Source organism: Paraburkholderia sp. GAS82 (assembly GCF_050436285.1).
Classification (GTDB): Bacteria; Pseudomonadota; Gammaproteobacteria; order Burkholderiales; family Burkholderiaceae; genus Paraburkholderia; species Paraburkholderia phenazinium_B.
In genome coordinates this window covers 22146-48951 of record NZ_JBNDLX010000013.1, presented here as the reverse complement: position 1 = coordinate 48951, position 26806 = coordinate 22146, and the positions used below count along the sequence as shown (strand labels likewise).

At 58.8% G+C, this 26806-nt stretch carries 24 protein-coding genes and 1 pseudogene; 8 read left to right on the top strand and 17 right to left on the bottom strand.

Features of this window, described 5'->3' with window-relative positions; all coding sequences use genetic code 11:
* Window positions 1-97: 97 nt before the first annotated feature.
* The 4 genes from P3T17_RS32240 to P3T17_RS32225 all read right to left on the bottom strand — a co-directional run bounded on the left by P3T17_RS32240 (window position 98) and on the right by P3T17_RS32225 (window position 5880).
* The gene (locus tag P3T17_RS32240; protein ID WP_429410803.1) at window positions 98-724 is read right to left on the bottom strand and encodes a hypothetical protein; all 627 of its coding nucleotides are present in this window, start codon (window positions 722-724) and stop codon (window positions 98-100) included.
* A gap of 135 nt (window positions 725-859) precedes the next feature.
* Window positions 860-2119: a hypothetical protein gene (locus P3T17_RS32235; protein WP_429410801.1), complete on the bottom strand. Its 1260-nt coding sequence runs from the start codon at window positions 2117-2119 to the stop codon at window positions 860-862.
* A gap of 352 nt (window positions 2120-2471) precedes the next feature.
* Window positions 2472-3947: an alkaline phosphatase family protein gene (locus tag P3T17_RS32230; protein WP_429410799.1), complete on the bottom strand. Its 1476-nt coding sequence runs from the start codon at window positions 3945-3947 to the stop codon at window positions 2472-2474.
* A gap of 853 nt (window positions 3948-4800) precedes the next feature.
* Entirely contained in the window at window positions 4801-5880 is a 1080-nt protein-coding gene (locus P3T17_RS32225) for a zinc-binding dehydrogenase (protein WP_429410797.1), read from the bottom strand.
* Window positions 5881-5996: 116 nt separating this feature from the next.
* Here P3T17_RS32225 and P3T17_RS32220 point away from each other — a divergent pair, with 116 nt between their 5' ends.
* Entirely contained in the window at window positions 5997-6770 is a 774-nt protein-coding gene (locus tag P3T17_RS32220; RefSeq protein WP_429410795.1) for a helix-turn-helix transcriptional regulator, read from the top strand.
* A 300-nt stretch (window positions 6771-7070) separates the two neighbouring features.
* On the opposite strand, the gene P3T17_RS32215 is transcribed toward P3T17_RS32220, so the two are convergent.
* Together P3T17_RS32215 and P3T17_RS32210 are read right to left on the bottom strand one after the other, a co-directional pair.
* Window positions 7071-8375, bottom strand: coding sequence for an epoxide hydrolase family protein (locus tag P3T17_RS32215; protein ID WP_429410793.1), 1305 nt, complete (start codon window positions 8373-8375; stop codon window positions 7071-7073).
* Between the two features lie 264 nt (window positions 8376-8639).
* Window positions 8640-9383, bottom strand: coding sequence for an SDR family oxidoreductase (locus tag P3T17_RS32210; protein ID WP_429410791.1), 744 nt, complete (start codon window positions 9381-9383; stop codon window positions 8640-8642).
* Between the two features lie 249 nt (window positions 9384-9632).
* On the opposite strand from P3T17_RS32210, the gene P3T17_RS32205 reads away from it, so the two are divergent.
* Both P3T17_RS32205 and P3T17_RS32200 read left to right on the top strand, forming a co-directional pair.
* Window positions 9633-10583 carry a GlxA family transcriptional regulator gene (locus P3T17_RS32205; RefSeq protein WP_429411048.1) on the top strand — a complete coding sequence of 317 codons (951 nt, stop codon included), beginning with the start codon at window positions 9633-9635 and terminating at the stop codon, window positions 10581-10583.
* A gap of 639 nt (window positions 10584-11222) precedes the next feature.
* A complete protein-coding gene (locus tag P3T17_RS32200) occupies window positions 11223-11633 on the top strand; it encodes a GFA family protein (RefSeq protein WP_429410789.1) in 411 nt (136 codons plus the stop codon).
* An 8-nt stretch (window positions 11634-11641) separates the two neighbouring features.
* On the opposite strand, the gene P3T17_RS32195 is transcribed toward P3T17_RS32200, so the two are convergent.
* From P3T17_RS32195 to P3T17_RS32185, 3 genes are all read right to left on the bottom strand, one after another.
* On the bottom strand, window positions 11642-12049 hold the full coding sequence (locus tag P3T17_RS32195; RefSeq protein WP_429410787.1) for a GFA family protein: 408 nt from the start codon (window positions 12047-12049) through the stop codon (window positions 11642-11644).
* A 284-nt stretch (window positions 12050-12333) separates the two neighbouring features.
* Window positions 12334-12738 (bottom strand): Hsp20/alpha crystallin family protein, encoded by a 405-nt coding sequence (locus tag P3T17_RS32190; protein WP_429410785.1) that lies wholly within the window; start codon window positions 12736-12738, stop codon window positions 12334-12336.
* Window positions 12739-12752: 14 nt separating this feature from the next.
* Complete coding sequence (locus P3T17_RS32185; RefSeq protein WP_429410783.1) at window positions 12753-13193, bottom strand: Hsp20/alpha crystallin family protein; 441 nt, start codon at window positions 13191-13193, stop codon at window positions 12753-12755.
* A gap of 263 nt (window positions 13194-13456) precedes the next feature.
* Between P3T17_RS32185 and P3T17_RS32180 the strand changes: the two genes are divergently transcribed.
* Window positions 13457-13843 carry a hypothetical protein gene (locus P3T17_RS32180; RefSeq protein WP_429410781.1) on the top strand — a complete coding sequence of 129 codons (387 nt, stop codon included), beginning with the start codon at window positions 13457-13459 and terminating at the stop codon, window positions 13841-13843.
* Window positions 13844-13981: 138 nt separating this feature from the next.
* Here the strand turns inward: P3T17_RS32180 and P3T17_RS32175 are convergent, their stop codons facing one another.
* From P3T17_RS32175 to P3T17_RS32150, 6 genes and pseudogenes are all read right to left on the bottom strand, one after another.
* Window positions 13982-14353, bottom strand: a complete 372-nt coding sequence (locus P3T17_RS32175; protein ID WP_429410779.1) for a DUF4087 domain-containing protein — start codon at window positions 14351-14353, stop codon at window positions 13982-13984.
* Window positions 14354-14523: 170 nt separating this feature from the next.
* On the bottom strand, window positions 14524-16155 hold the full coding sequence (locus P3T17_RS32170) for a serine hydrolase domain-containing protein (RefSeq protein WP_429410777.1): 1632 nt from the start codon (window positions 16153-16155) through the stop codon (window positions 14524-14526).
* Window positions 16156-16278: 123 nt separating this feature from the next.
* A pseudogene (locus P3T17_RS32165) lies at window positions 16279-16392 on the bottom strand (integrase); the annotation flags it as partial.
* Entirely contained in the window at window positions 16391-16846 is a 456-nt protein-coding gene (locus P3T17_RS32160; protein ID WP_429410775.1) for an NUDIX hydrolase, read from the bottom strand. The gene P3T17_RS32160 and the pseudogene P3T17_RS32165, both read right to left, overlap by 2 nt.
* A 102-nt stretch (window positions 16847-16948) precedes the next feature.
* Entirely contained in the window at window positions 16949-17779 is an 831-nt protein-coding gene (locus P3T17_RS32155; protein ID WP_429410773.1) for a GNAT family N-acetyltransferase, read from the bottom strand.
* A 391-nt stretch (window positions 17780-18170) separates the two neighbouring features.
* On the bottom strand, window positions 18171-19013 hold the full coding sequence (locus P3T17_RS32150) for an SDR family oxidoreductase (RefSeq protein WP_074269471.1): 843 nt from the start codon (window positions 19011-19013) through the stop codon (window positions 18171-18173).
* 227 nt (window positions 19014-19240) lie between these two features.
* Between P3T17_RS32150 and P3T17_RS32145 the strand changes: the two genes are divergently transcribed.
* The gene (locus P3T17_RS32145) at window positions 19241-20134 is read left to right on the top strand and encodes an AraC family transcriptional regulator N-terminal domain-containing protein (RefSeq protein WP_429410771.1); all 894 of its coding nucleotides are present in this window, start codon (window positions 19241-19243) and stop codon (window positions 20132-20134) included.
* A 143-nt stretch (window positions 20135-20277) separates the two neighbouring features.
* Here the strand turns inward: P3T17_RS32145 and P3T17_RS32140 are convergent, their stop codons facing one another.
* Window positions 20278-21591, bottom strand: coding sequence for a phospholipase D-like domain-containing protein (locus P3T17_RS32140; protein WP_429410769.1), 1314 nt, complete (start codon window positions 21589-21591; stop codon window positions 20278-20280).
* A gap of 367 nt (window positions 21592-21958) precedes the next feature.
* Between P3T17_RS32140 and P3T17_RS32135 the strand changes: the two genes are divergently transcribed.
* Window positions 21959-22330, top strand: a complete 372-nt coding sequence (locus P3T17_RS32135) for a YciI family protein (RefSeq protein ID WP_429410767.1) — start codon at window positions 21959-21961, stop codon at window positions 22328-22330.
* A 388-nt stretch (window positions 22331-22718) separates the two neighbouring features.
* Here the strand turns inward: P3T17_RS32135 and P3T17_RS32130 are convergent, their stop codons facing one another.
* Complete coding sequence (locus tag P3T17_RS32130) at window positions 22719-22970, bottom strand: LysR substrate-binding domain-containing protein (protein WP_429411046.1); 252 nt, start codon at window positions 22968-22970, stop codon at window positions 22719-22721.
* Window positions 22971-23460: 490 nt separating this feature from the next.
* Here P3T17_RS32130 and P3T17_RS32125 point away from each other — a divergent pair, with 490 nt between their 5' ends.
* Together P3T17_RS32125 and P3T17_RS32120 are read left to right on the top strand one after the other, a co-directional pair.
* Window positions 23461-24255, top strand: a complete 795-nt coding sequence (locus tag P3T17_RS32125) for an SDR family NAD(P)-dependent oxidoreductase (protein ID WP_031356643.1) — start codon at window positions 23461-23463, stop codon at window positions 24253-24255.
* Between the two features lie 772 nt (window positions 24256-25027).
* On the top strand, window positions 25028-26707 hold the full coding sequence (locus P3T17_RS32120) for an ABC-F family ATP-binding cassette domain-containing protein (RefSeq protein ID WP_429410765.1): 1680 nt from the start codon (window positions 25028-25030) through the stop codon (window positions 26705-26707).
* Window positions 26708-26806 lie beyond the last annotated feature (99 nt).

The window sequence follows — 26806 nt, the reverse complement described above, 5'->3', positions numbered from 1 at the left end:
TCCCTTGTCGACCCTGAGCGGTCCTTCAATGTTCTTGACAGCGGCCCTTCGTCCGCCTCGTAATCCTCCAGGCGGGCCACCGCTATTGTCCCTGCGGCTAGTTATTGGCCGCTGTTCTGCTCGTTCTTTGAACAGAACAAACTTTCTCCATATCGAGTGACGGCGTCACGCGGTAAGCAACTATCTCCGTGTTGGTTTCTCCCTCGTCCCAGAGAACGGCGTAAGAGCGGCTTCGCCACGTTTCGAAGTAGACGAACGATCTGCCGCAGTACCCGGCTTCTTGAGAGAAATCATCGAGAATCGAGTTGCTTATCAAGCGGTAGCCATCGGCAGCGCGGGTGAGATAGGTATCGCGTACGCAATAGGCCGTTCCCACACGCCGGGAGATTCTGACGATAGGCTGGGATCGACCGGGTATCGCTATTTCTGTCGCATGACCAGTCGTATCGGCGTATTGAATCAGCTCAGTTCGGATGGCGTCGGCCGAAGCGGGTGCGGCTTGTTCCCAGAACCGAGCAGCCCGGGTCTGGTCTCCTGTGCAGTTGTCGAAACATAATTCTCTCGAGCCTAAGTTCGAGATATCAACATGTGGATGCTGCTGTTGCAACCGGGACAATTGTTTTTCGAAGTGCGCGCATGGTGTTTGCGCGTCAACTGCGTAGGAGTAACTGCTGAGGCACGCCAGGCAAGCTCCAAGAACAAGGGCAATCGGGCGTTTACGCATTTGCGGAACAATTCCTTTGAACGTCCAGTTTCGTCGCCTCGCCCTGCCTGAGTTGCGAATTACTCTCGCTCGAACAGCGTTATGATGCCAGCCGCTAAAGTGCGCCGGCGGCCGAGCGTGGCGCGCGACCGGGAATTACAGCTTATGGTTGATGCGGACGATCACATCCCGGCGCCGTCGCAAACTCTTGTTCTCTGCTCCGAAATATTCGGAAACGAGCTTGTACCCGAACGACATGCCTGTGCTGACAGCAGCAGCTGTCGCTGCAATCGCAGTGGTAGAGCCGGTCATCGCATTCGATACGGTGCCGGTAATCAGCCCGACACCGAAGTCCGAAACGGAAAACTTGGCGTACTTTTTCAGAGACGTTTCAGTCTTCAGCTTTGACGCGATGCTCGCGATTTCCTCCTTGATGAGCACCTTCTGGTCGTCGTCATTACAGTAGGCGACCTCGGCAATCGTATTCTTGAGTTGGTTCAGTAACTCAGAATCGTTTTTGATTGCGACAATGTCGTCCCAAAGCGCTTCAGACAAGTTCGGCACCTGTATGGAACTGACGATCTGATCAGTTTTCGGTTTAAGGATTCCACCCGTTCGTACATAGTCGTAAACGAGCCGGTCGCCAGGTAACGTATCCAAAAAACTTGATGAATATTTGCTGGCGACGATGGAATGTATGAGTCCCATCACTAGGATTTCTGCCTTGTCTCCGAACCACATCGGATCGCCCTTCAGCAGCCCTTGCGATGGCGAGTCCTCAGCGACTTCAAGACCGATCGGGCCAAGGCGCACGCCAGCTGAATATTTGGCCTGTTCAAACCGTTGCGTAATTTCCTTGATCACGTCCGGCTTCTTCTGCAGATCAACGACCGACTTCCTGAGTAGTTCGACTTCGGGCTCCACCGCTACCTCCCAAGGTTGAAGAACGATGTGTCCAGCGTCGATCAAAGGCCTAAGCTTAATCAGTTGCGCGACCAGCGGCGGCAGAGTCGAGTTGAGGAACGCGAAGCGTTCGGGTATGTCAGTGGACCAATAGTTCTTCCACGGCGAGAATATTGGGGGGACTTTGGAATAGCTCTTGTTACCACTTTCTGGCAAGCGCTTCCAGAGTGCCGAAGCGCGCGGTGCCAACAGACTGTAGAGTGGGTCCGGCAGCATGACCTGCTTCGAGAACAACAGAGGTAACGCAAGCTCTTCCGCGCGCTTCCTGCTTTCCACAATCTCTGTCGCCGTGAAAAGACTCTGGTTGAAGCGTCCTACCGATGGCGGCAAGGCTTTCAAATAACAATTTTGGATGTCATCGGCCATTTGCCCCGTGGCTTTCCGACTGAATTTGTTGAAATCAAGGTTGGGACGATCAAGATCCCATTTTTCTATAACACCGAAAATATTCATTCTGCTGCGAGCCTTGTTGCCAAGCCTAAACAGCCAATATAGCCCAGAAATCTGTACGCTAGATGAACGCCGCTGGACGCGGTGCATCTAGCCTAAGTGTCGGCCAACGTTTTTCGACGTCAACGCGTCCGATGAAACAGTTGCGCGCTGCACCGATGGGTTGCGACTGTTCCGCTGCAGTCTTGGATTCACGCGTTGTTGACGATCCGCACGTTGATGTCGAACGTCCGAAACTGGCCGCCTGCTGCCTGCTGCCCGCTGCCCGCTGCCCGCTGCAAAAGCGACTGTTCCCTACGACACGCAAAGTAATGATCTATCGGAATCCCCCGAAGCGTCCAGCTATCGCTACACCTTACGGTCCCGTCTTGAATCCCAACGAGGCCGCCTTGGCGCGCAGATCGGCAAAGCGGTCCGCCGTCGGGTTGACGGTGAGTTGAGAATTATCGACGGAGGATACCGAACTCGATGATGCGGGCGCCGCCGCACCCGAGCACAGGCCGCCGAATGGACCCTGAGCAACTGTGATTGCCGGCACATCAGTGCGCGGCGCGTCGGTGAAGTCGAGCGCGTAAGCGAGATTGAACGTCGCGGAATCGCTGCCACGCACGCCGAGCGGCGCCAGCCCAAAGCGCCATTGCAGGAGCGCGTGAATCGAACTCGGATCGAAGGGATAGCGCGTCACGGAGCCTGCGCGAACGCGTGGACCGAGGAGTGCGAGCGGCACGCGGAATCCTAGCCTTCCATCGTTGCCCAGCGCGAGCTCATTGTTGCTGATCGGCCGTATCGGCGGCACCACATGTTCGAGAAAGCCGCCCCATTCGTCGTAGACGACGATCATCAGTGTGCGGCTCCAGTTCGGGCTCGTGCTGAGCGCGTTGTAGACCTGCGCGAGAAATGCTTCACCGTTGCGGATGTCCGCGTGCGGATGATCGTCGGCGGAAACGCCCTGCTCTTCGCCAGCGAACATCGGGTCGACCATGCAAAACGGCGGCAATGTGCCCGCTGCGGCGTCGGAGAGAAAGTCCGAAAACAGATGTGAAATGCCAAGATAGCGCGTGCCGTACAGCGCCGTGAATGGCACGTCGTGATAGTAATAGTTGCAGCCGACATTCGCCGCGCTCAGGTTGTCCCAGATCGTCCGCAGCGTCGACGTATCGACCGTGTCGTCGAGTCGATCAGTCGCCCCGCTATGCAGGTAGATCCGATTTGGATACGTGCTGGTCAGCACGCCACTGAAGTAAAAGTCACCGATCGTGTAGCTTCCGGCAAGCGCGTTGAAGAAGCCGAGATCCGCGGATGCGTAATAGCCGATAGGCAGCAGATCGCCGCGTACCTCGCTCGTATCGGGCGTCAGTAGCCATCCGTTCATGGCACCGGCAGCCAGTTGGGTCCGAGCGCCCTGATAACTATGATTGGGATCCTGATAAGCGCACGCCTGGTAACCATACGACGAATTCGCCGAGAGCAGGAACGGCGTCTGCACCGCGCCGAACGCGTCCTTGAACTGCTGGTTCGCGGGCATCCCCTCGGCGCCGGGCACCCAGCTCAGGAAATGGTCGAAGGAGCGATTCTCCATCGTCACGAGCACAATGAAATCAATGCCGGACGTGGACGGCGCCGGTAACGCCGGACGCGCAAGGCTGTAACGGTCGCCGCCGTCCGGTGAGGGAACATCGGCAATCGACGGCGCAGGCGCGTCGCCGTTCGGGTTGCTAGAGCTGCCTGCGCCCCCACACCCCGTCAGCGCGACGCTGCCCGCAACGGCGGCGACTCCAGTGAGAAACCTGCGACGGTCGTGAGGGTGGCTTACCTTGTTCTCGTTGTCCATGGCTTATGTCTCCTTGGGCGGCAACCGGCGGTGACGCCCATCCGTATCTCGACGAGCCGCGACGAGACATGATTTCCGGCGCAAGCAGCGTTATAAGCTTTATTGGGGTCACGCTTGCGCTATTCGCTTACGGGATACCGCCAGGTGCGCGCGCCAATGAATCGAGCCGGCTCGATCCGGGCGCAGGCGGACTCGTCGAAATCAGCAAGAAACGCTCCCAGATTTGCCGATGGTCTCCTCTGGGGAACTGCCCCTCAAGGTGAGGTAGCAATTGACACCGTGCTGGCGGATGTGCGCCGGATGGCATCGTCCAATGAAGGCCGCAGTCAACGGTAAAGCCGACGTTCAAATGTCCGCTCAATGGCGTGGGCGAATGGCCGTAGCTGGCCGCAGCCCGTCCGATGCAATCGGCACACGTCGCCTGAAACTTACGGGCCGGTGATCGGCAGCACGCAACCCCGGAGCGGTCAGTCGACTTTCCCGAAAGCGGCCGTCGTCAAGCGAGACGCCGTCGAGCCCGCTGAGGCGACGCCAGTCACATGATGCACCGCCGGACCGCACCTGTAACGGGACTTACGCAAAGTGCCAAGACCGATCTTGCCTTCCACGATATGGAACCTGTCGCTGAGCGCAGCGTATGAATACGCACCCGTCAGCAATATCCGAATGACGGCATGCTCCGGCATCCTGAATATAAAGAGCGCCTGTCATATCGCGGTCAAGAATTCCGTGCGATAAGGTCTCGTACACCCTGTTCCAATCGTAATCTGTCAGGCGCGATCCGGTGTGGCATTGTTTGAAAGAAACGCCAGCGCGCTGGCATCGCCTGACCGAAGCGCGGGAGAAACCGCGTTCATGGATGGACTACCGTCATCCTGAATGGGCCGCCATTCGCCGCAGCATGACTGACGGCCTCGTTCACGTCGTCGAGTTTGAAGGACGTCACGTCGAAGTGTCCGAGATCGAGCAGACCGCCGCGAATCAGACCTGTCATTCGCGTGACCGCTTCCGGCGGATACATCCATTTGCCGCGCACGGTGATGTCGTTGCGCATGATCCACGGGTACGGCAGATCGAGACCATCGCCGCCGAGCATGCCAACACCGCCCATCAACACGACACGTCCATAAGGCCGCACGGCCATCACCGCGGCGCGCACGGTCCTCGTGGTCGCGGAAGGCGGCAGCAGATCCATCACGCAGTCGATGGGTGCTCCGGCAGCCGCACGCATCCGTTCGCGATCGTCGTCCTCGTTGCCTGTGAGCTTCACGGTACGGATACGTTCGCCGAAGCGCCTTTGCAGATCGGCGAGCACACCTTCATTGCGTCCCGGCGCGACCACGCAGCGCACACCCATCGCGAGGGCGACGGCGACGCACGCGCTGCCAAAGTTGCCGGTCGCGCCGCTCACAAGCAATGTCTCGCCAGCCTGCAGATTCGACGCAAGCAGCCCACCGTACGGAACCAGCATGGTGTTGAGCGCGCACCATTTCGCGGCATCGGCGGGATCGATTTCGCCGATGCGAATGGCGTTCTCGGTCGGCACGCGCATTTGTGCGGCAAATGGGCCGTCGTGGAAGTGGCGCGCGAGCCGCAGGCCGCCGTCGCCGCGTGCACTCCAGCCCTGCAATGTAATGTCGGGCGTGAGCGCGTCGTCGCGTGAACGCACGGTCGGGTCGCAGAAAACCCAGTCGCCTGTTTCCAGATGTGTGGCGTCGGGGCCGAACGCACGCACGCGACCGATTGCCCCGCAGCCAGGCACGATCGGCAATTCGATCTGGTAGCGGCGCTCGCCGCTGAACACTTCTTGCGCATAAGACAGCACCGGCGCGGCAACGACGTCGACGATCACTTCGCCGGTGCCCAACGAAGGATCTGCTGCGTCTTCAATCGCAAGCGGCTTGCCGAGTGTCTTCAAAATCGCTGCTTTCATCTGAGTTCCCCTTTGATGGTCATTGGACGAGGCCATTCTGACAGGCGTAGCATTGGTAACAAGGCCTGGTACTATCCTGGGATTCCCGCGTACCTGCTTGAGGAGGACGGACGGTCATGACAACCGCGAGCCGAAGCGAATTCGGCGATTTTCTGCGCTCACGGCGCGAGAAGCTAAGCCCTGAATCGGTGGGGCTCAATAACGGGCGGCGGCGTCGCACGCCCGGTTTGCGTCGCGAGGAAGTTGCCGAACTCGCGGGCATCGGCGTGGACTGGTATGTGCGGCTCGAGCAGGGCCGCACGGTGAGTCCGTCCGATACCACGCTTGAAGCACTGGCTCGCGCGCTGCGGCTTGGCAAAGTCGAGGCGGCGCATCTGCGCGCACTGGCACGCAGCGGCGATCGGCAAACCTTCACTCGCGAGAGCGTGCCGGGACCCATCGCGAATCTGATTGCGACTCTCGAGCTTCCCGCGTATGTCACGGGCAGGCGTTGGGATCTGCTGGCCTGGAATGCAGCGGCGGCCGATCTTCTCGGCTTCGAGCGTCTTGCCGAGGCGGATCGCAACATTCTGGTGTTCATGTTCATCGAACCGGATTCGCGACGGCTTTTCGGCGCGAACTGGACCAGCGAGGCGCGTCGCATGATCGCGTTGTTTCGCGCAACGCATGATCTGTATGCCGACGATCCGGCCTTTGTCGAACTGGTCGAACGGCTGCGCGCGCACAGCGCCGAATTCGCAAAATGGTGGAATGCGCACGATATTCGTGGCGGCGCGTCCGGGCAGAAGGTGCTGATCCATCCGCAGCGCGGTGCGCAACGCTATGACTACGCGACCTTTCAGGCAAACGACGACCCCGCGTTGAAACTCGCGATCTACACGCCTGCGTGAATCGAAATCCCCACGCGCCGAGCGTCAGCATGGCGAGGCGAGCCAAGCCGATCATCGGACAGGCTCGACCCACAGCAGCCGGCCGGGATCCTGCCCTCGTAATGGCAGCTTCCGGGGTGCAACAGACGCTCGCCCGGCCGAGTTGGTCGGCAAGTTATAGGCCATTGCCGAAGTTCGGAGACGATGTCGATGGGGCAACTGTGGGGCAGTCTGCTTCCAAGAAACGTAAGACGAATATAATTTTGCGCGACTGCCATGCCGTAGACTCTTCCCAGCCGTGAGGCTGGGCGAGACAGTTTCTCAGAGTGGTTGTCGTACGGACTTGAATGCCGCACGAAGTTCCTCGGCAAAGCGTTGCGGCTGTTCCCAAGCCGCGAAATGCCCGCCTTTGCCGACCTCATGGTAGTAGTACAGCGATGGGTACGCCTGCTTGCTCCAGCTTTCCGGCGCACGGTAAATCTCATGTGGAAATACGCTGATGGCGACCGGCACCTTGATTTCGTGCGTTTTCTGCGTGTCGGCGCTGAAGTTGTTATTGTTGTTTTCCCAATAAAAGCGCGAGGACGATGCACCTGTGTTCGTGAGCCAGTAGAGCGTGATGTCGTTGAGGATTTCGTCCCTGGACAGCACCCGCTCGGGCACGCCGTCACTGTCGCTCCACTGCGCAATCTTTTCGTAGGTCCAGGCGGCCAGGCCCGCGGGCGAATCCGACAGCGAGTAGCCAATGGTTTGCGGACGCGTGACCATCATCGCGCCGTAGGCGGCATTGCGTCCGAAAAAGGAACTCAGCGATTGGTAGGCGTTGCGCTCGGGAGGCGACAGATCGACGGGGGCCGGGTCGCCGGCGAGGATCGATTTCATGAGATCGCCCGGGACGGTGGCAGGCATATTGAGATGGATGGCCAGCAAGCCATCCGGTGCCTGACGTGCGAGTGCATCGGAAATGACCGAGCCGTGGTCCCCGCCTTGGGACACGTAGTGTGTGTAGCCGAGCCGCTTCATCAGGACATCCCATGCGCGTGCTGTCCTGTCCGGACCCCAGCCCAGATCCTTTGGCTTGCCGGAGAAGCCATAGCCGGGAATTGACGGAATCACGACATCGAACGCGTCCTCGGCGCGGCCGCCATAGGCGGCTGGGTCCGTCAGCGGACCGATCGTCTTTATGAACTCGAAGATCGAGCCCGGCCAGCCGTGAGTGAGAATGACGGGCAAGGCATTAGGATTACGCGAGCGAACATGGATGAACTGGATATCCACTCCATCGATCGTCGTCACAAACTGCGGCAGCGCGTTCAGTTGCGCCTCTGCCTTGCGCCAGTCGTATTGGGTACCCCAATACCGAACGAGTTCTTGTACGTGCGACGACTGAATGCCTTGAGAATCATCGTTGACGGTTTCCTTGTCAGGCCAACGCGTGGCCGCGATGCGTCGCCGCAGATCGTCAAGTTGCGCCTGTGGCACGTGAACTCTGAACGGACGAATGCTCTCATCGACGTCAACGCGCGGCGCAATAGCAACCTTGTCCGGGTGGATCGATGTTTCATCAGCCGTTGCGGAGACGGCTGGGTTATCGGTAGCGAAAACGGATGGTGAAAGCACGGGCATGGTAAGCAAAGCCAGGCTGAAGGCTCGCGCGCGCAATGAGCCAAACAAGTGTCGCCGTGATAATGATATGAAAAACATAAATTTGCATTCCTAATGAAAATAAATATTGAGTTGGATAGCATCTGTGGATGCGGCTCGTCGTTCGCGTCGCCTTCGAGGGTGATCGTCGGCACGGAAATGACGGGTGAAGCCGCTAGGCGCTATCCAGCAAGTTGTACTGCGACTCCCCAACGCATCGGGCGCGCGGCTCGATGAGCGAGAGCATCAGGCCGCGAATTTGTCGTTGAACTGTGTGACAAACGCGGACTCATCCGGACCGACGTTGTTGCGCATGGGCCGGGCGATCTCGACCAGTGCCTCGATCGCGTCGGTGCCGAGTTCGCGCATGGTCTGCTCGATGTATGGAGCGAGCGGCATGGCGCGGGGTTCGTTCTTACTATTTAAGAGGTCGGTCTGAACCCAAGGTGGTGCGATTTCAACTACTCGCACGGACGAATCTTTCAGCTTGTAGCGCAGCGATTGCGTATACGAATGAATGGCCGCTTTGGTCGACGAGTAGACGCCGGCCATTGCCATAGGTACGAATGCAAGCACCGAAGAGACATTGATGATAGTTGCGTCTTGCTGTTGCCTCAGGTGTTCGACAAGCGCACCCGTCATGCGGATTGGCCCCGTCAGATTGGTGCTCAGCGTCGATAGCAGCAGCGTTTCGTCGACGGCTTCGGCTAGATCGTCGATATGCATCACGCCCGCGTTGTTGATCAGCACGTTCAGCGACGGCCATCTTGCGGTGAGTTCATCGGCGACCCGGGCGATGCTTTGCGGATCCGTAATGTCCAGTTCTAGCGCCTGCATGCCCGGGTTGGCCGCGATAGCCTCGTCGAGGTTTGCACGCCGACGTCCAGCGATGATGACTTGATTGCCGAGCCGATGGAACGCTTCAGCGAGTCCGCGGCCGATGCCCGAGCCGCCGCCGGTAATAAAAATGGTGTTGCCAGTCGTCTTCATGAATTGCTCTCGTTGGAATTCCGTTTCTTACGTGACGTTGTTTGCGCCGTTCAGCGCAAGGTCTTGAACGCGGTCCACAGTTATGCGGAGACAAGCGGGAGGTTGTGCCACACCGCGGCGGCCCCGGCGCGCACACTGCACAACGTGACGCCAACCGTGTTCCTCACCGATATTTATACGGTCAATTGTCGATGGCTCAAAGGACGTATAAAGTACGTTTTAGGGACGTGCCCGATCGAGGAGACAACCATGCCGACAATTGCGTTCGTGGTGTTCGACGGCTTTTATTCGATGGCACTCGCCGCCCAGTCCGTGTTCGAGTTCACAAACGTGGAACTCGGCGAGCCTTTCTATGAAATGCTCAATGTCTCAGAAAAGGGAGGCCCGGTACGAGCTTCAAGCGGTCTCACCGTATTGACCGAGGCCATTAACGACCGCGTGTTTGATACAGTCATTTTCCCTGGGAGCAATCCGGCAACCGCCGAGCCACCGCCAGCGGTGCTGGCGTATGTGCGTCGCAGCGCCGAGACCGCGCGGCGTACTGCTTCCATATGCACGGGTGCATTCGTGCTCGCGGAGGCTGGGCTGCTCGATGGCCGCCGCGCGACCACCCACTGGTACTATGCGCACGATTTGCGCACCCGTTTTCCATCTGTCACGGTGGACGATGATCGGATCTTTATCTCGGACGGGCCGATCTGGACTTCGGCGGGCATGACGGCGGGCATCGACCTCGCGCTCGCGCTGGTAGAAAACGATCTTGGCGCCGGGGTGGCGCGCGCGGTTGCCCGCAACCTTGTGGTCTATCATCGGCGCGCAGGCGGCCAGTCGCAACACTCTGCACTGCTCGAACTCGAGCCGAAGTCGGATCGAATTCAGTCTGCGCTGACGTATGCAAAGAAGAACCTCAGTACGCCGCTCTCGGTCGAGCAATTGGCGGAGGTCGCGCGATTGAGCCCACGTCAGTTCAGCCGGGCGTTTCGTGCGGAGACCGGGCAGACTCCAGCAAAAGCCGTCGAGCGACTGCGGCTTGAAACAGCGCGCCTAATGCTTGAGGAGAGCCGACACACGATCGATCGGATTGCCAGCGATACCGGGTTCTCCGAGGCTCGAAGAATGCGCGAGGCGTTCCTAAGGGTCTTCGGGCAACCGCCGCAAGCATTTCGTCGTAACGCCCGCGTGGCGACTGGCTTGACCTGAAACTGTCTCTTCGGCTGGTTACCACCTGCGATCGGAGAGCCGCCAGCAGATTCGATTCGCTCATATTACGTCCGACGAATGCGTCGCAAACTGTCACTCTTGCGATCACCGCAGGAACCAAAAACCGATCGCTTGTAAGTCATGTCGGGAAACCCGACACGAATTTCCGGGTGACGCAGTCCGACGTATTCCGGCTCAGAGCCGAACCGTGGCTCAGGTGGCCGTTGAGGGTCGGCAGTACGCGTTCGCTGATATCGAGCCCCGACATTGGTGGCCATCGATGTGTGAACGGCAACAGACGGACCTCAACTGCCTCCTCGACATCGTCACCTCAACGTGAGCATTGGCCGATGAAGCAACCTTCCTCCTCTCAAATTGAATGGCCGCTTGCTAGGGGATCGGACGTCTGAATGTCTGAGCAACGGTGCGGACGAATGACGCTTCCTGGCGGCGAAAACGGACGCTCGATTGTCACCGCGCAAAGCGGCTGTATATGACAATGTCCGGCGAGGCGGCTCAATTCTACAAAGGTCACGTGGCATTTCGCATCATCGAAGCAAGCGCTCTCGCGATGTACGGGAATGGCGTCGCGACTTCACGCCAAACAAATCGCAGGTTCATTTCAACTGGAGACGATCCATGTCAAACCCCTGGACCGGGCGCTGCCTTTGCGGCGCGATGCAATATGAATCTCGGGGCGATCCACTCGCGCAACTCATCTGTCATTGCAGGGATTGTCAGCGCGCTTCCGGCTCGGCTGGGTTGCCTGTGATCGTAGTGAGAACCACAGATTTTGCATTCAAAGGCGAAATCAGGTCTTATACGAGGACCGGTGGCAGCGGCATGCCAACAACGCGTAATTTCTGCCCTCATTGTGGCAGCTTGCTATTTGGAACACCGCATCACGCACCGGAAATCGTCACCATTTATGCCGGAACACTCGATGATCCGTCGCGGTTCAACGCCGAATTCGCCCAATTCATGTCTGAACGCCATCAGTTGGACGTCCACCAACCGGAGATTCCCCAACATTTGAGAAGAGCGCCCTGATCAACAAATCAAAGATGCCGGCTTTCCGAAGGGGGATTGCTCCAATCGTCCTGCAGGCCATTCACGTAGGTCACCGGCGCATTTAGCGCTTCATTGATGTCAAGTTCTTCGATGCACATGATGTTGACGTTGATATACGGGTACCCTGTTGCGTTTGGTGTATCAACGCGATCAAACACGTGGACACCGCCCCGTTTGCAAAACGGGTGGTGAGCTACCGGATTTTTACCCTGGTACTCCGTAAGTGCAGTTTCGTCGGAAAGGAGACGAAACTCCTCTCGACGAACCTTGACATGCCAGAATCGTAGCCTGCTACAGAAACTGCAATTGCATTTCAACGTACCATTGCTTAAATCAACCCGGGCTTCAAACCGCACTAGTTGGCAATGGCAACCTCCAAGGTATGTACGCTGCATTAGGCTCCTCCATGTTGATGGATAACCACATCGTCAACGCATTGCCACTGGATCGCGGCGTCCCCGCGTAGCGACTGGACACGATTGTCGACGATCCGCGGCTCGCCGTCGACCGACCGAACGTGGATCAGCGGGAATGCCTGGAGTTGATACCAGAGGAGAGTTCACCTCCGCGAGAACATTTTGGAGCGCCGACGCGCGTGCGTGCCTGCGCGGGAATGTCTGCGCAGCCATCCACCGGACAGCTGCGCTCGTACCCGTGTCGGCCGCGGCCTTTTACTCCGTTAATCCACGTGTATATCAATGCGCCGCGGACGCGCTTCTTCTCGACGCGGGATGCTGAGTTTCAGCACGCCGCCCTGGAGATTGGCGTCGACCTTGGACGTATCGAAGTCCTCGCTCAAGGTGAAAGCCCGCGCGAAATGCGGAGCACGAATCTCTGCATGGTGCAGCTGCAGGTCGCCTGGCGTGGGCACCACCGCCTCCGCTTCGATATACAGCCGCCCGTCGTGAACCTTCACGTCAAGCTTGTCGCGCGATACGCCCGGCAGGTCGGCCCACAGGGTGATGCCGTGGCTGTCCTCGATGATGTCGACGGCCGGCGTAAGCGTTAAACGGCGAGCGCTGTCCTGGTTACTACGGGCCACACCGCCGGTATCTCGCTGTGCGATTTGAGTCGTGTCGTTCATGGCTTCCTCCTCGCTTACTGGATGGTGATGGCGCGCGGCTTCGAGGCCTCGCGTTTGCCGATCCGGATGGTCAGGCAACCGTTCGAATAGCCAGCTTCGACCTTGTCCGGATCAGCGTTCTGCGGCAGCTCGATCACGCGCCGGAACGTGCCGAAAAAGCGCTCCTTGGCGTAGGCGCGGGTTTCGCTCCCCGCCGCCAACTCGGGCGCTTTACGCTCACCGGCAATGGTCAAAGTGCCCTTGTCGACGGTCACTTCGAACGTGCCTGGGTCAATGCCTGGTGCGAATGCAACGATATTGATGGACTCTTCGGTAGTGCCGATATTGAGAGGCGGGAATGCGTCCGTGCGGCTCGAGCGGATGCTCGATGGAAGGTTGCCGAACAACGCAGACATCTGCCGTTGCAGACGATCGAGTTCCCCAAACAGGTCGTTGCTAAAGTAGAAGTCACTCATGATTCAATCTCCCGTGATGCGAAATGATCAAAGGCGTCCACCTGCTGCCGCGCCCCGACGAAGCGCACGCGGTCGCACTACCTGGAGACGCGGTATGGGCGGCGCGCAGCGGGCTTTGCGACCCAAAAATAGGCGCTTGCCCAAGACTTTCAATATCAGCAGATCGAATATTGAATTCACCTCAATATATTCCGCCGGATATATTGAAACACCCAGCGGGAGCCCTTATTTGCACCGCGCGGATTGTTCTGGAAGGAGGCAATATGGAGTTCGATACTGACTGTGTGACGCTTGGCAAACACCGTGTCCGACTGCATGCGACCCGCGGCTTTCCGGCCGAACGGCTGCGCATCGTGGCCGAGGTCGCGCGGTTGGCCGTTGAAAGCAATATGAGCGCGCGGGCGCGCCTCGTGGAAGTGGTGTTTCGCGATCAGGACGGCGTGTATGACATCTCCATTGGCACGACCATCGCCGAAGACCGCACGTGCGCGGCGTCGATCGAAGCTGCCCTTGCCACGATCTGCGGCCTCACCCCCGAACAGGTCGTGTTGACGGTAAAGGCCGTCTCTCAGGATGAGGTGGACTTGAGCTTCGGCACTTACGAGCGGTTGCTGGCGCAGAAGATCGGCGCCACCGCCCCGATCCAGTAGCAACACGGCTGGCACCGCTAGCGATCCATCTAACCGGCGGGATTACCCCGGTGAGCATTCTTCGGGAGGCGAGGAACCGCCGACCACGTCTCCCGGCCACACGCGGGAATTAAGCACTGGCGGTTGCACGATGGCGAGTCAAGGCGGTGGCAATTTCGGATCGAGTTTGCATCGTCTGAGTGGTAGCGGCTGAGCGGATACCAGTCGTGTCACAAGGCGTGAGTTTTGATTGACCTGTACATCGAGGCAGGCGCAGCCGTACCCGTGCTCTCCAGCGTTGGTCACGACCCATCCTTTCGTCGTCATGTCCGGCATGTTGTCGATCCCAGGGGCCTGATAGCCACCTTGTTCCGAAATTGTCCATTCGCCACTTCGGTCCACTAACGAAAAGTTGGCGGGAGTTGGATTTTCGAGCCAGCCACAGCGCTTCTCAACGGCACCTTGCGCGTCGGCGACGGAGGTTGCCAACGCCATTCCTAATCCGAGCAACACCACAAACGGATTTGTCATCAGGGTTTTCTCCTCACTCATTGGCAACTGTCGACAATCTGAACGTCACTGTCGAACGTCGGTTCATGCCGCGCTCTGCACGACACAGTCGTGCTCAGTGCGACGCGTAGGACGACATTCAGAAATTCCGGCATTGATGCTCGACAAAACAGACAGTCAGCAATTATGACTCAAGCCGTCATGGGAATTACGTCGAACAGCCTGAATGCGCGTAGCTGTGTTCCAGCGTGACGTAGAGTCAATCCCCAAACTCCGTCTCTGTCGGTGTACTCGAAAGTAATCCTGGCTTGTGTGTCATCGAGGACAAAACAGCGACCACTCTCAAAGACAGCGTTCGACTTCTGCTGCCCGGTCGCTTGCACCGATAACTGCTCACCGCAAAGCGTCACTTCAAAATGCATCAGCGGGTGTCGATAGCGTCCAACATACTGCGAGAGTTCCGTTGAATCTGCCGAGATGTCCTTGCCATTTTCCGGCTGTCTCTCGCGTATTTTGCGGTAGACTGCGTCGTCTATCCTTCGTCCTGCGAACGATACGCCATGCTCGCGAAGAGTCACTACGGAAGCCTTTCCTTCTGCCTCGCGGCTGAACGCAATCTCAATGTCACGAGTTCGCGAAAAAAATGCATCGGATTCCGAACAAGCCAGTGTTAGCCGCTGAAGACCAGTCAGGTGTGCACAGAGCATCCCGCTTTTATCCAGGGAGATTTCCATAAAGCACCGCTGGCCAAGTCGAAAAACACCCAAATATTCGTCAAGTTTCGACGCATCCAGCGTGATTTCGTGAGGCGTCTGATATAGACCGAGACTTGCGTGCGCAAGACGTTCGGTGATCTTCAAAACTCCCGAGGCCTGCAGATTGGCGAGAGCGATGACGGTAAGGTCGTCGTCGGGATGCAGGTCCAAAGCGCTCAGGAACCCATTTATGGCGCCGCCATGCCTGACGAAGCGGCGCCCATCGGCGGACCCAACAAACCAGCCATAGCCATATCCCTGTCCATGATCTCGCAGCATGTGCTGTAGAGCCGCCGGTCCGATCACATCGCCTCTCATGAGGGCCTGCGACCAGCGATACAAGTCGTCCGCAGTGGAATAAAGGCCGCCGGCAGCATGGGGTAAAGACATGGCAATGAACCGCGCATGTCTCCACTTGCCGCCGATGCAGGTATAGCCGTCCGCTCGCCGCTCGACAATCTTCCAAGTATGGTCATAGCCGCTATCGGCCATGCCAAGGGGCTGGAAGAACTCGCTTTCCAGGAAGTCGGAGTAACGTTGGCCGCTGATGGCTTCCACCACGCTGCCGAGTAATATGTACCCGGTATTGCTGTAGCGAAACCGGTCGCCGGGCGGAAACTCCAGTGCCTGGCCGCTGGTCAGCTCCATGATCGCCTTCGGGGTTCGCTCCTCGAGCGAAATCCGAGTTAAAAAGTCCGGCAGGTCGGTGTAGGAAGGGACACCCGATGTATGAGTCAGTAATTGATGAATCGTGACGTTATGCCAACTTTCTGGCGCGTCGGGTAGGTGTTGACCTAACCGGTCATGAACGCCCAGCTTGCCGCGCTCCGTGAGGCGGAGAATCGCAGCCGCCGTGAACTGTTTCGTAATTGAGCCGATGCGAAATCTTGTTTCTGGTGTGTTCGGGATAGCCCACTGCCGATTGGCGAAACCGAAACCCTGACGAAAGATTATTTCTCCCGCTTTGGCGACCAGAACTACACCGGTAAAAAGATCGTCGTGGAGGAACGCCGATACGATTTCCTGTGCTGCTACAGCGTAGTTTTCCGCGCGAGGCGTTGCGCACATGATTCGGGTCCTTCAAGGAGATTGGGCGAAGTCCTGGGCCACAGTCTACAACTGGTGGTGGTGACGCCTCACTTCGATAGCGAGGCCTCGTAGATCGTCAACGATCTGGCGGGATACGGCGAACGTTTCAATTCGGCCCGGAAACAGGAAGCCTGAAGGCAAGAGCCCCGCTGCCTTGATCCAAACTTCCACGCTTTCGCGGGTTTGCTCGGTGATCTCGAACTGCACCGGCCGCTCAGCCGCCAAAAACTCCTGCCTCGTCTAGCATCTCGACTAGCCCTTCCGGATAGATAGTCTCGCCGGTGGTACACAATTCCTCCCGGCTCCACCATCGGTGATCCGCCATCACCTCCGTCTCTTCCGCGGTCCAGCCGTCACGTGAAATGGATTCCGTGTCTGTCTTAACGACGAAATATTGTTCGACCGCGAGCACGCGCTCGCCATCTGGCAACTGCAAGGGCACTTCGCGCCGCCCGACCGGCATGGATACGTGCGCCTCTCGAATGCCAGTTTCTTCACGGAGTTCTCGCATCGCAGCGTCCGCGTACGTCTCGCCATGCTCGACGCCACCGCCCGGCGTCGCCCAGTAGATCTTGCCCGCTAGCACACCAGTTTTGTGCACGAACCGGAACAGCAGCACTCGCCGCTTTGGAGTGGTAATCAGTAGTCTGGCCGAAGGACGTTCGCGCATGGGATTCAATCGGAAGTAAATGTCAGTGAAAGAAAAATATGCATCGGGAATGCGACCCGCTTCGGTCCGCAATCTTTCTCAGAGCCGGACGCTCCGACCACATCAACCAGGGGCCGGAGAGCGATACGTTACAAAGTGCTCGTCCTTCGTCACGACAGAGAAGCCGAGCTTTTGATAGAAGCTCATCGCTGCTTCATTGCAGAGAAAGCATGACAAGGTCAATGGCTGGTCCGACTCGGCCACGCGCGACATCAGCGTTTGCATCACCTCCCGACCGATCCCTCGATTTCGGAATTCCGGCCGCAGAAGCAACAGCGATAAATGGACTGCCTCGACCTCATTCCTAAGTGCAAAATATCCGGCCGTCGCCGATCCTATGGTGATCAAAGTGCATTCAGAATCGGGGTAAGACTTTTCGAAGCGCTCCCGTTGAAAATTCTCATCCCAGCCGAATGTCTGATCGATGTATTCGTGCAGCGAGAGTTTGTAGAGTTCGAAGAGAGCTTGTCGATCAACCGTTCCTTCAAGCCTCGGAATCAACCGGATTGCATTGGCTTCGTAAGGCTTCCCTCCCCTCGGCGCTACTGCATAGGACATGAAATGCCGTTCGTCGGTTGAGCGCTCGACCTCAAATCCGTTTCTTTCGTAAAGTTGCCTGGCCCGGTTGACGCGAAGAACTCGCAACCGGATGGATTTTCCAACAGCGTTAGCACGCTCAATAAGACGTCCGAGCAGCAACGTGCCTATACCACGCCTTTGATAACCGGGAAGAATATAGAGCTTCTCCAGCATCAAAGCCTCTGGTTCATCGACCACTGCGATGCAACCGATCTCGTCTCCATCGCATTGAATAATCTGGTGAATCTCCGGCCGGAAATTATCAAGCGGTTCGGGTATCCAACCACCCCAGGTACGTTCGGCATACTCCCTCATGCACGATTCCTGAACGGTACACAAGAAGCTCCAGTCGGACGCAGTGGCCGGGCGTAACGTGATATTCAGCATCTGGCTTTGTGGTTCGATGGATTGTCTGGACTGCAATTGTCGACGAACTGGAGCATGGGGTCCACCGGCCGAAATTGGCCACACTGCGTCCCACTTTTATTCAGACCGTGAACTTCTATTGCATTTCCAGCGGGAAAATTGTCGAAGAACGCGGGCAACCTGACCTGTTGGCCCTCTTGCAGCAAATCGGTGCGGTGCCGGTCTGAGCGCAAGTTGGTCGCGCCTGCCGCATGCACTTTCTGTCGAGGCATCCCGCCGGCCCCCTGGCCGGATGCATCAAAGGCCAGGGTGACGAACCCTTGTCCGACGGCGCCCGTCTTTATTCTGGGGCGTGTGAAAGGGATGAAGACAACTCGCGGTGGGCATTCGCCTGAGCGAGCAAGGTGTTCGCCTTGGATTCAAAAGCTTCAACTGCATCTGCGCCGGCAGCGAAGCGAGCGGGCGGCTCTTCCTGTGCCGTCAATTCCACTAGAGCGGCGGCAAGTTTGGCCGGATCGCCGCCCTGCTTGCCGTTCATGCCTTTCCACGCAGTCACGGTCTCCTGAGTGCGGGATGCATAGTCATCAATGGAGAATTCAGCGTAGGTAGTTGAGTCTGCGCTGAGCAGATCTGTTCGGAAAAAACCCGGTTCTACCAGCATGGTGCGAATGCCAAAGGGAGCAATTTCCTGGGCAAGCGCCTCCATCCAACCTTCGACGCCAAACTTTGCAGCGGCATATGCACTGCAAAAGACGCCAGCAGTAATGCCAGCTGTCGATGAGATTGTGACTAACAGGCCAGAGCGCTGCCTGCGCATCACCGGCAATACGGCCCGGGCAACATTCATCGGACCGAACAGAAGCGTTTCGAGCTGGCTTCGCACCTGGACGGGGCTAAGCTCCTCGAAGAAACCCCCATAGAAGTTGCCGGCGTTGTTGACCAGCACGTCAATGCGGCCAAACCTCTGGACGGTAGTTTCGACGGCGGCCTCGGCATCCGCGGGGCTGGTCACGTCCAGCTGGGCGACCAGAAGATTATCGTGATCGCCGATGGCGTTCCTGACCTTTTCAGGATTGCGCCCGGTCGCCACAACGTCGTGACCGGCCGCTAATGCTGCCTTGGCGATATCTACGCCCATGCCACGGCCGGCGCCGGTAATCAGCCACACTTTCTTGCTATTCATACGCGAGTCCTCTGTGTTCTTGATGCCCCAAAATTCAGGCATCGGATATGAATTAACCGGCTTCAGTGTCGCGCGATTGACACCGGGGAGGTTGCCGAAAGCACCGAACTTTTTGCCTAAACTGACGAAGCGTGCTTAAAGCCACGCGAATGGCCTTCTACCGGAGTAAAGTATTTCCACCGAGTCGGCGTTAGAGATTTCACATGAAACAGCGGGTTTCCGAGCCAATGAGTACGACTACTGCAAGCACGCACGGCCTCGCGCGAGCCATCGCCCGCTTTGCCCAGTCTGACGGTGACTACACCACAGCCATACCATCCCTTTCCGTTCACCGCCGGAAGGGGCCAACCGAGCCGTTGCACTGCATCTTTAGCCTCGGGCTCGGCGTCGTTGCCCAGGGCCATAAGCAGGCGTTGGTAGGAAAAGAGGTGGTGAACTACGGCCCCGGCCAGTCGATGCTGGCAAGCATCGACCTGCCTGTGATCTCGCACGTCACGCGCGCGAGTATTGAGGAACCGATGCTGGGCCTGATGCTGACACTAGACAGTCGTGACATCGTGAAGACAGCTGCGGAGATGCAGTTGCCGGCTCCGCCTCGAACGCCAGCTTTCACGGCCATCACGATCGAAACTCTTGACGATGCCCTGATCGGCGTCCTGATTCGGCTGATCGAATTGCTGGACCAACCGGCATTGGCTCCGCAATTGGCGCCGCTCTTTCAGCAGGAAATCATCGTGCGGCTTCTCGCTGGCCCCCACAGCCCGCAGTTACAGCACCTTGCGGCCAACGGATCGCCGAGCCAGCAAATCGCCAGGGCCGTGAGATGGCTCAAGCAGAATTTCTCGAAGGGACTCCAGGTGGATGACCTGGCCGCGCACGCGCACATGAGTCCTTCGACCTTCCGTCAGCATTTCCGCAACATCACCGGAACAAGTCCTTTGCAACACCAGAAGCAGTTGCGCCTGCAGGAAGCGCGGCAGCTAATGCTCAACCTTGGCATTGACGCGGGCAGTGCCGCGATCCAGGTCGGCTACGAGAGCGCCTCGCAGTTCAGTCGCGAGTACAGCCGTCTGTTCGGCGCGCCTCCGCAGCAAGACGTGAGGCGCCTGCGGCTGTCGTGATACGCACGTTCGCTAGCTGCAGGAAGTGATTGTTGACGACCTATGTGACGGGTCGAACGGCCGTTCATGGCCGACTACTGCGCGACACCGTGCAGACGGCGCCCCGAACTGACGACGTCGTTTAGCGACAGGGCACGCCGCGCTCAGAGGAAGTTCCTGATCAGTATCGTCACCCACTGCCAGGCACCGCCGCAGCCGGCGGCCCGGCAGCGCGCATCGGGATCCGCCAGAAGGCGGCCATTGGCGTCGCTCACCGAACTTGAGTTGCGCAGGAAATACGCCACGCTGTCTTGCAAGGGATCGAGCCCGTCCTCCGGGATATCTATCCACAGGCCGTTTTCGGTATTCAGGTGGGCCGACAACGAATCGAAATTGAAACTGCCGAGATAATATCGATGGCCGTCGATGAGGACCAGCTTGGCGTGCATCATGCGGTTCTCGTCGTCGGAATATTCGCGCACCTCGATCCCGGCATTCACCAGGTCGGGCAGATCGTCGGCGTAGGCGCGCGCGACGGCGGGGAATTCCTGCGTCAGGCTCGCCAGCGAGGCGCTTACCAGGACCACATGGACACCTTCGCGCCGCTTGCGCTCAAGCGCCTCGCGCAGTTCCGGCACCAGGATCAGGTAGGGGTTGATGATCACGATCTCGTGCTGCGCCGTATCGAACGCTTGTAACATGTCCTGCAACGTCCCTGGCGAGCGTTTGTCGGGCCAGTCGTGGACATAGCGCAGGCGCTCGCAGGCGATCGGCGTCCAGGCGGGATCGAAATGCGCACCGAGAGCGGGCGGAGCGGCGGAATCATTCGGCGTATCGGAGGCAGTTGGTGTATCGCTCGCGGCCAGGTCCGTCGCCGGGGCTGCAGCGTCGAGCGGAGCTAGCAGCCATTCGCGCCAATAATGGATGCGCGCCGGGTCCAGCGTCGCATAACCCTGTGAGACGCGATAAGGACTTGCGACTTTGAGGAATTTTTCCGGCTCGGGGCGAACCACTTCCGGGCTATTCCAGAACAAGGCGAAATGCTGGGACATGGCGTGCAGGGAGGAAGCATCCTGGCCGGCGTCTCCCGACACCATCAGATCGCGCTCGCTGAGCCAGTTGCGGAAGCTCGCATCCCAGATCGAGGTACTGCCGATCACGGCCGTGTCGCCAACCAGGAACAGCTTGTCGTGCATGCGATGCGAAATCTCGACGAGATCTGATCGTGGATGGAAGATTCGGAGTTCGATGCCGGGAGCCACCTCGTGCAGGGCGACGATGAACTCGTCCTCGAGCGGGAAGTGCGGCTCGGGGCCGATGCCGTCGATCAGCAGCTTGACCGGCACGCCTCGGCGCGCGGCCTCAACCAGATGACGCAACAGCAGGCCGCCGGTCTGATCGATTTCGAAGATGTAGGCGAGGATGCGGATCTGCTCGGTAGGCGTGGCACGGTCGACCAGCGCAATCCGCGACTGCATCAACTGACCGTCGTCAAGACTGGCGACCAGGTCGACACATTGCGCGTGGGCGTGCTGGGAAAAGGCAAACACGCATGCAAGAATGAGCGCCAGGCTTCTCGTTGTGGTCATGATGTGGCGAACTGGTTCGATGTGTCTCGGGCTCTGCGTAAATCTCCGATTGTCGCCGATTTATGAACACTGTTTCAACGACCGCTCATGGCCGATCTGCCTCATGCGATCCGCATGTGCAGCACGACCCCTACGGTCGGCACCGCACGACCGCAAAAGGAACAAGCTGGCGAGACCCGCTACAAACTCTCCAGAAGCTTGTCGATTTTCGATCATCAGATTCGTCGTCAGGGTACTACCACCCAAAGGATCTCCCATGAAATACCTCGGCTTGGCTTACTTCACCCCCGAAAAACTCGCCGCGATGGCGCCAGACGACGTCAAGAAATTGGTTGGCCAATGCCCCGCATTGGACGACAAGATGCGGGCGACCGGCAAGGTACTGATTTCCGCGTCGCTTGGCGATCTGGACACCTGGAAGACTCTCCGCCCGCGCAGTGGCAAGACGCACGTCATCGATGGGCCCTACACCGAGTCGAAGGAAGTCGTGGGCGGCCTGTTCGTCATCGAGGCGGATACCCACGACGAAGCGTTGCGCATCGCCTCCATGCACCCGGCGGCCACGCTGGGCGAAGAAGGCGGATGGGCCGTCGAGCTTATCCCCCTGGATTTCTACCTGGCCAGATGATGGCTTGGACGCGTGTCCCAAACATGCATCGGCGCTCCTTTGTCCGCAAACACATGCACGGCTTGGTGCGTCACCGTGGCTGTGCTACTTCTGCGCGAGCGGGGGCGCCTGTGATCGACCCTGAAGAGACCGTCGATTTTCTCAATAGCGGACGGTCGCGGACAACCGCCCGGATCGTTGATCAAGCGCCAGAACCTACGCTGTGGGATAGATGGATCGTTCAGCCCTGATCAAGGAAAACGGACGAACGTCGTGAAATACGTCTTTCCAGTACCCGCTGTCGCATGATGCCTTCCTCTATAAATCCCAAGCTCCAATAGGAAGTCCGCTTGACTGATCCGAAGCCCCCCCTCCGCCATCGCTGACCATTTTTCCTAAATTCGGATGACTAAATATTCCGCGGTATAGCCTCTGCGAAAAAATCGGTGACTTGTCGCACACGCGCCCGTACAAACCGGCGTCTTGGCCAGATGAGGCTTATGTCTCTGGCGTCGCCTATAAATTCGTCGAGAACGGTGATGACGTCCGGATGGCGGAGATCATCGGCAAGAGAGATCTTGGCAATCAGGCCGATTCCCACACCGGCTAAAACACCAGCCCGGATCGTTTCGATACTGTTGGACGTGAGATTTCCGTGCACGGACACGCTAAATCGACCTTTCTGGCCCTACAAAAGGCCAATGCGTTGACTCCGTCAAGCCGCGATATAAAAGGCAATTGTGATCAACGAGCTCGACAGGAGTCTTTGGCATTTCGCGTTGCACGAAGTAGCGACGGGGATCCGACGCAGACGAGAGGAGTGCTGGCCACGCGCCTGACGATCGCGTCAGGATCGTTCACGGACCCCACTCGGATTGCCAGATCAATCCCATCTCACCATATCTCGCACGAAGTCCGAGAGAATGAGATCCACCTGAAGGCCAGGATTGAGTGATAGCAGGTCGGGAATAAGCGGCAAAACATGAAGACGGCCAAACGTACCTGATGCAGCAATCCTGAAGGCGTTTAATTCGTGGAATCGATCCACTTCCATTCCCCTTGAGAATTAATATTATGGAAAATTAAGCAATTATCATTGGTTCCGACATCACTCACAATGCAGCTCTCTCCACAGCTGAAGGAATGGTGTCATGAATATTGATCTCACTGGCCGCAAGGCCGTCGTTACTGGGTCCACAGCAGGTATCGGCCGAGCCATTGCAGAAGGGCTGGGGCGCGCAGGCGCCGCGGTCGTGATCAACGGCCGCACAGAGAAGCGCGTCTCCACGGCGCTTCGGGAGCTTCGCGAACTCTTGCCCAAGGCGGAGTTTACCGGCGTCATCGCAGATCTTGCGACGCCGAAAGGCGCGGCGGACTTGTTCGCGCAGGCGCCGGATGCGGACATTCTCGTCAATAACGTGGGTACTGGGCGTCCGAAGTCCTTCTTTGAAATTGAGGACAGCGAGTGGATCGATCTCTTCGAGCTCAACGTCATGAGCGGTATTCGCGCCTCCCGCCACTATGTGCCAAACATGACGAAGCGCGGCTGGGGGCGAGTCGTCTTCATCAGTAGCGAGTCCGCGCTTGCTATCCCCAAGGACATGATCGACTACGCCACGACCAAGACCGCTCAACTCGCCATTGCGAGGGGCTTGGCTGAGGTGGTCGGCGGAACGGGCGTGACCGTTAATTCGGTTCTCCCTGGTCCGACGAATTCGGAGATCATGGGTGGTTGGGCGCAGGCGAACGCAGATGCGCAAGGCATTACGCGTGAGGAAGCCGAGCAGCAGTTCCTGAAAACGAATCGCCCGACCACGCTCCTCAATCGCTTCGCGACAACCGAAGAAGTCGCAAACCTAGTCGTCTATGTCTGCTCGGAGCAGGCGTCGGCGACAACAGGCACTTCCTTGCGTGTCGACGGCGGTGTCGTTCGGACAATTGCATAGGGCGCCCGCTTTTTCACTCGCTCAGCGCGGCCTCGGGAAGGGCCAACCATCGGTTGCTTCCCGGAGTAGACGACAGACCAAGTTGAATGGGCCAGCTTTCGTACGAGTATTTCCACCCAAAAATAGCCGCCCAGAGTTGCCTTAATCACGCCGACCGGTTGTCCATGGTGACACGTCGACGATCCTCGCCTTTGGGTCGATGGTCCGCTAGTGGCCGGGTTCTGCCTGGAATCGCCTAAGCCGAATGTAACGCCGCCGATCTGAAATCGACGGTCGTTCGCCCCGGGCATGGCAGCCGAAAAGCGCTCGCTCTACGCTGACGCCAGGCAGCAGACGGACGTTCGCCCGCGGACGTCGGCTCGACCGCCCGGCTGAATGACAACTCGACGGCCCTATACGGCCATTACTTCCGCGCTTGCCTGGGCTGTGATGATGAATCGCATCGTCGTACTCCTGAGTTGAAAGGTGCTTCAGGACCGCGACGAGCAAAGGGCTGTCGAATCGACATGTTACGGCCTGCCTGTCATCGATCCCATCCGGCGCCGGTCGACCCGGCGGTAACATTCCCCGCAATCTTCTGTCTGCGGGTTCCTGGATAGTTTCCGGGTATTCCGACCATGGCCTACCAACTGATTCCTGTACCCGTCCCCGCCTCGCGTTATGGGCGGTGGACGCCGCCAAGCGCAAGCGGCTCTTCCCTCGTGCAACCAGAAAAAAACAGTCCTGTAACCCCGGTCGGCTATCATGCCTATCCCCTCCGAAGTAGCTCCTTATGATTTCCGTCCGTAATGTCACGCTGCGCCGCGGCGTCAATGTCGTACTCGACAACGCATCCGTCACCTTCACCCCCGGCGAAAAGATTGGCCTTGTCGGCCGCAATGGCGCCGGCAAGTCGTCCTTCTTCGGCCTTCTCAACGGCACGCTGCACGAAGACGGCGGCGAGTTCTCGATTCCCGCTGCATGGAAGATGGGCCAGGTCGCGCAGGAGATGCCTGAGACCGAGCAGAGTGCGACCGACTTCGTAATCGAGGGTGACACCGTCATGCTGGCCGCACAGGCTGAAGTCGCCGCCGCCGAGGCCAGCGACGATGGCATGCGCATGGCGCACGCCTACATGGCCCTGCACGACGCCGGTGCACACGATGCCCCCGCACGTGCCCAGGCGCTGATCCTGGGCCTTGGCTTCAGTGCTGCGCAGCTCAGCCAGCCGGTCAACAGTTTCTCCGGCGGCTGGCGCATGCGACTGCAGCTGGCGCGCGCGCTCATGTGCCCGTCCGACCTGCTGTTGCTCGACGAGCCGACCAATCACCTTGACCTCGACGCGCTGGTCTGGCTGGAAGCGTGGCTCAAGCGCTATCAGGGAACCATGGTAGTGATCAGCCACGATCGCGAATTCCTCGACGCGGTGACGCAGGTGACGGTGCACGTCGACAACGCCAAGCTGGTGCGTTACGGCGGCAACTACAGCAAGTTCGAAGAGATGCGCGCTGAGCAACTGCTGTTGCAGCAGGCCGCGATGGCCAGACAGGCGGACAAGATCGCCCACCTGCAGAAATTCATCGACCGTTTCAAGGCCAAGGCCTCGAAGGCGAAGCAGGCGCAGAGCCGGGTCAAGGCGCTCGAACGCATGGAGAAGATCGCGCCAGTGCTTGCCGACGCAGAGTTCACCTTCGAGTTCAAGGAGCCGCTCAACGTCCCTAACCCGCTGTTGTCGATGCTGGACGCGAGCTTCGGTTACCCGGCGCCGGCCGGCGCACCGCCGGGCACGCCGCCGACGGTCATCGTGCGGGGCATCAACCGATCTGTGCTGGCCGGGCAGCGCATCGGCATTCTCGGTGCCAATGGCCAGGGCAAGTCCACTCTGGTGAAGACGGTGGCGCACGAGCTGGCGCCGATTGCCGGCGAAATCAGCGAAGGCAAAGGCCTGAACATCGGCTACTTCGCCCAGCAGGAACTCGACGTGCTGCGCCCTCTCGACACGCCGATGGAACACATGATCCGCCTTGCCAAGGATACGCCGGCGCACATGCGTGCCCCCGGCCAGAGTGGCACCGAACAATCGCTTCGCACCTTCCTCGGCACCTTCAGCTTCAGTGGGGACATGGTCCATCAGGCGGTCGGCACGATGAGCGGCGGCGAGAAAGCGCGGCTCGTGTTGTGCATGATCGTGTGGCAGCGCCCCAACCTGCTGCTGCTCGACGAGCCTACCAACCACCTGGACCTGGCCACACGCGAAGCGCTGGGCATGGCACTCAACGAATTCGAAGGCACAGTGTTGCTGGTCAGTCACGACCGGTCCCTGCTGCGCGCGGTATGTGACGAGTTCTGGCTCGTCACCAAGGGTGGCGTCGAGCCCTTCGACGGCGATCTGGACGATTACCAGCAGTTCTTGCGCGACGAAGCCCGTCGCATGCGCGAGCAGGCTGCCGGGGAGCAGAAGGTCATCGCCTGAGTAAGGCCCTGGCAGCTCCCGTATGGAAGCTGCCATAGCGCTCGCGTCGAGTCGAAGGTCCGCTTAAGGCGGCTTCGGCCGATGAACGAGCGTTCGTGT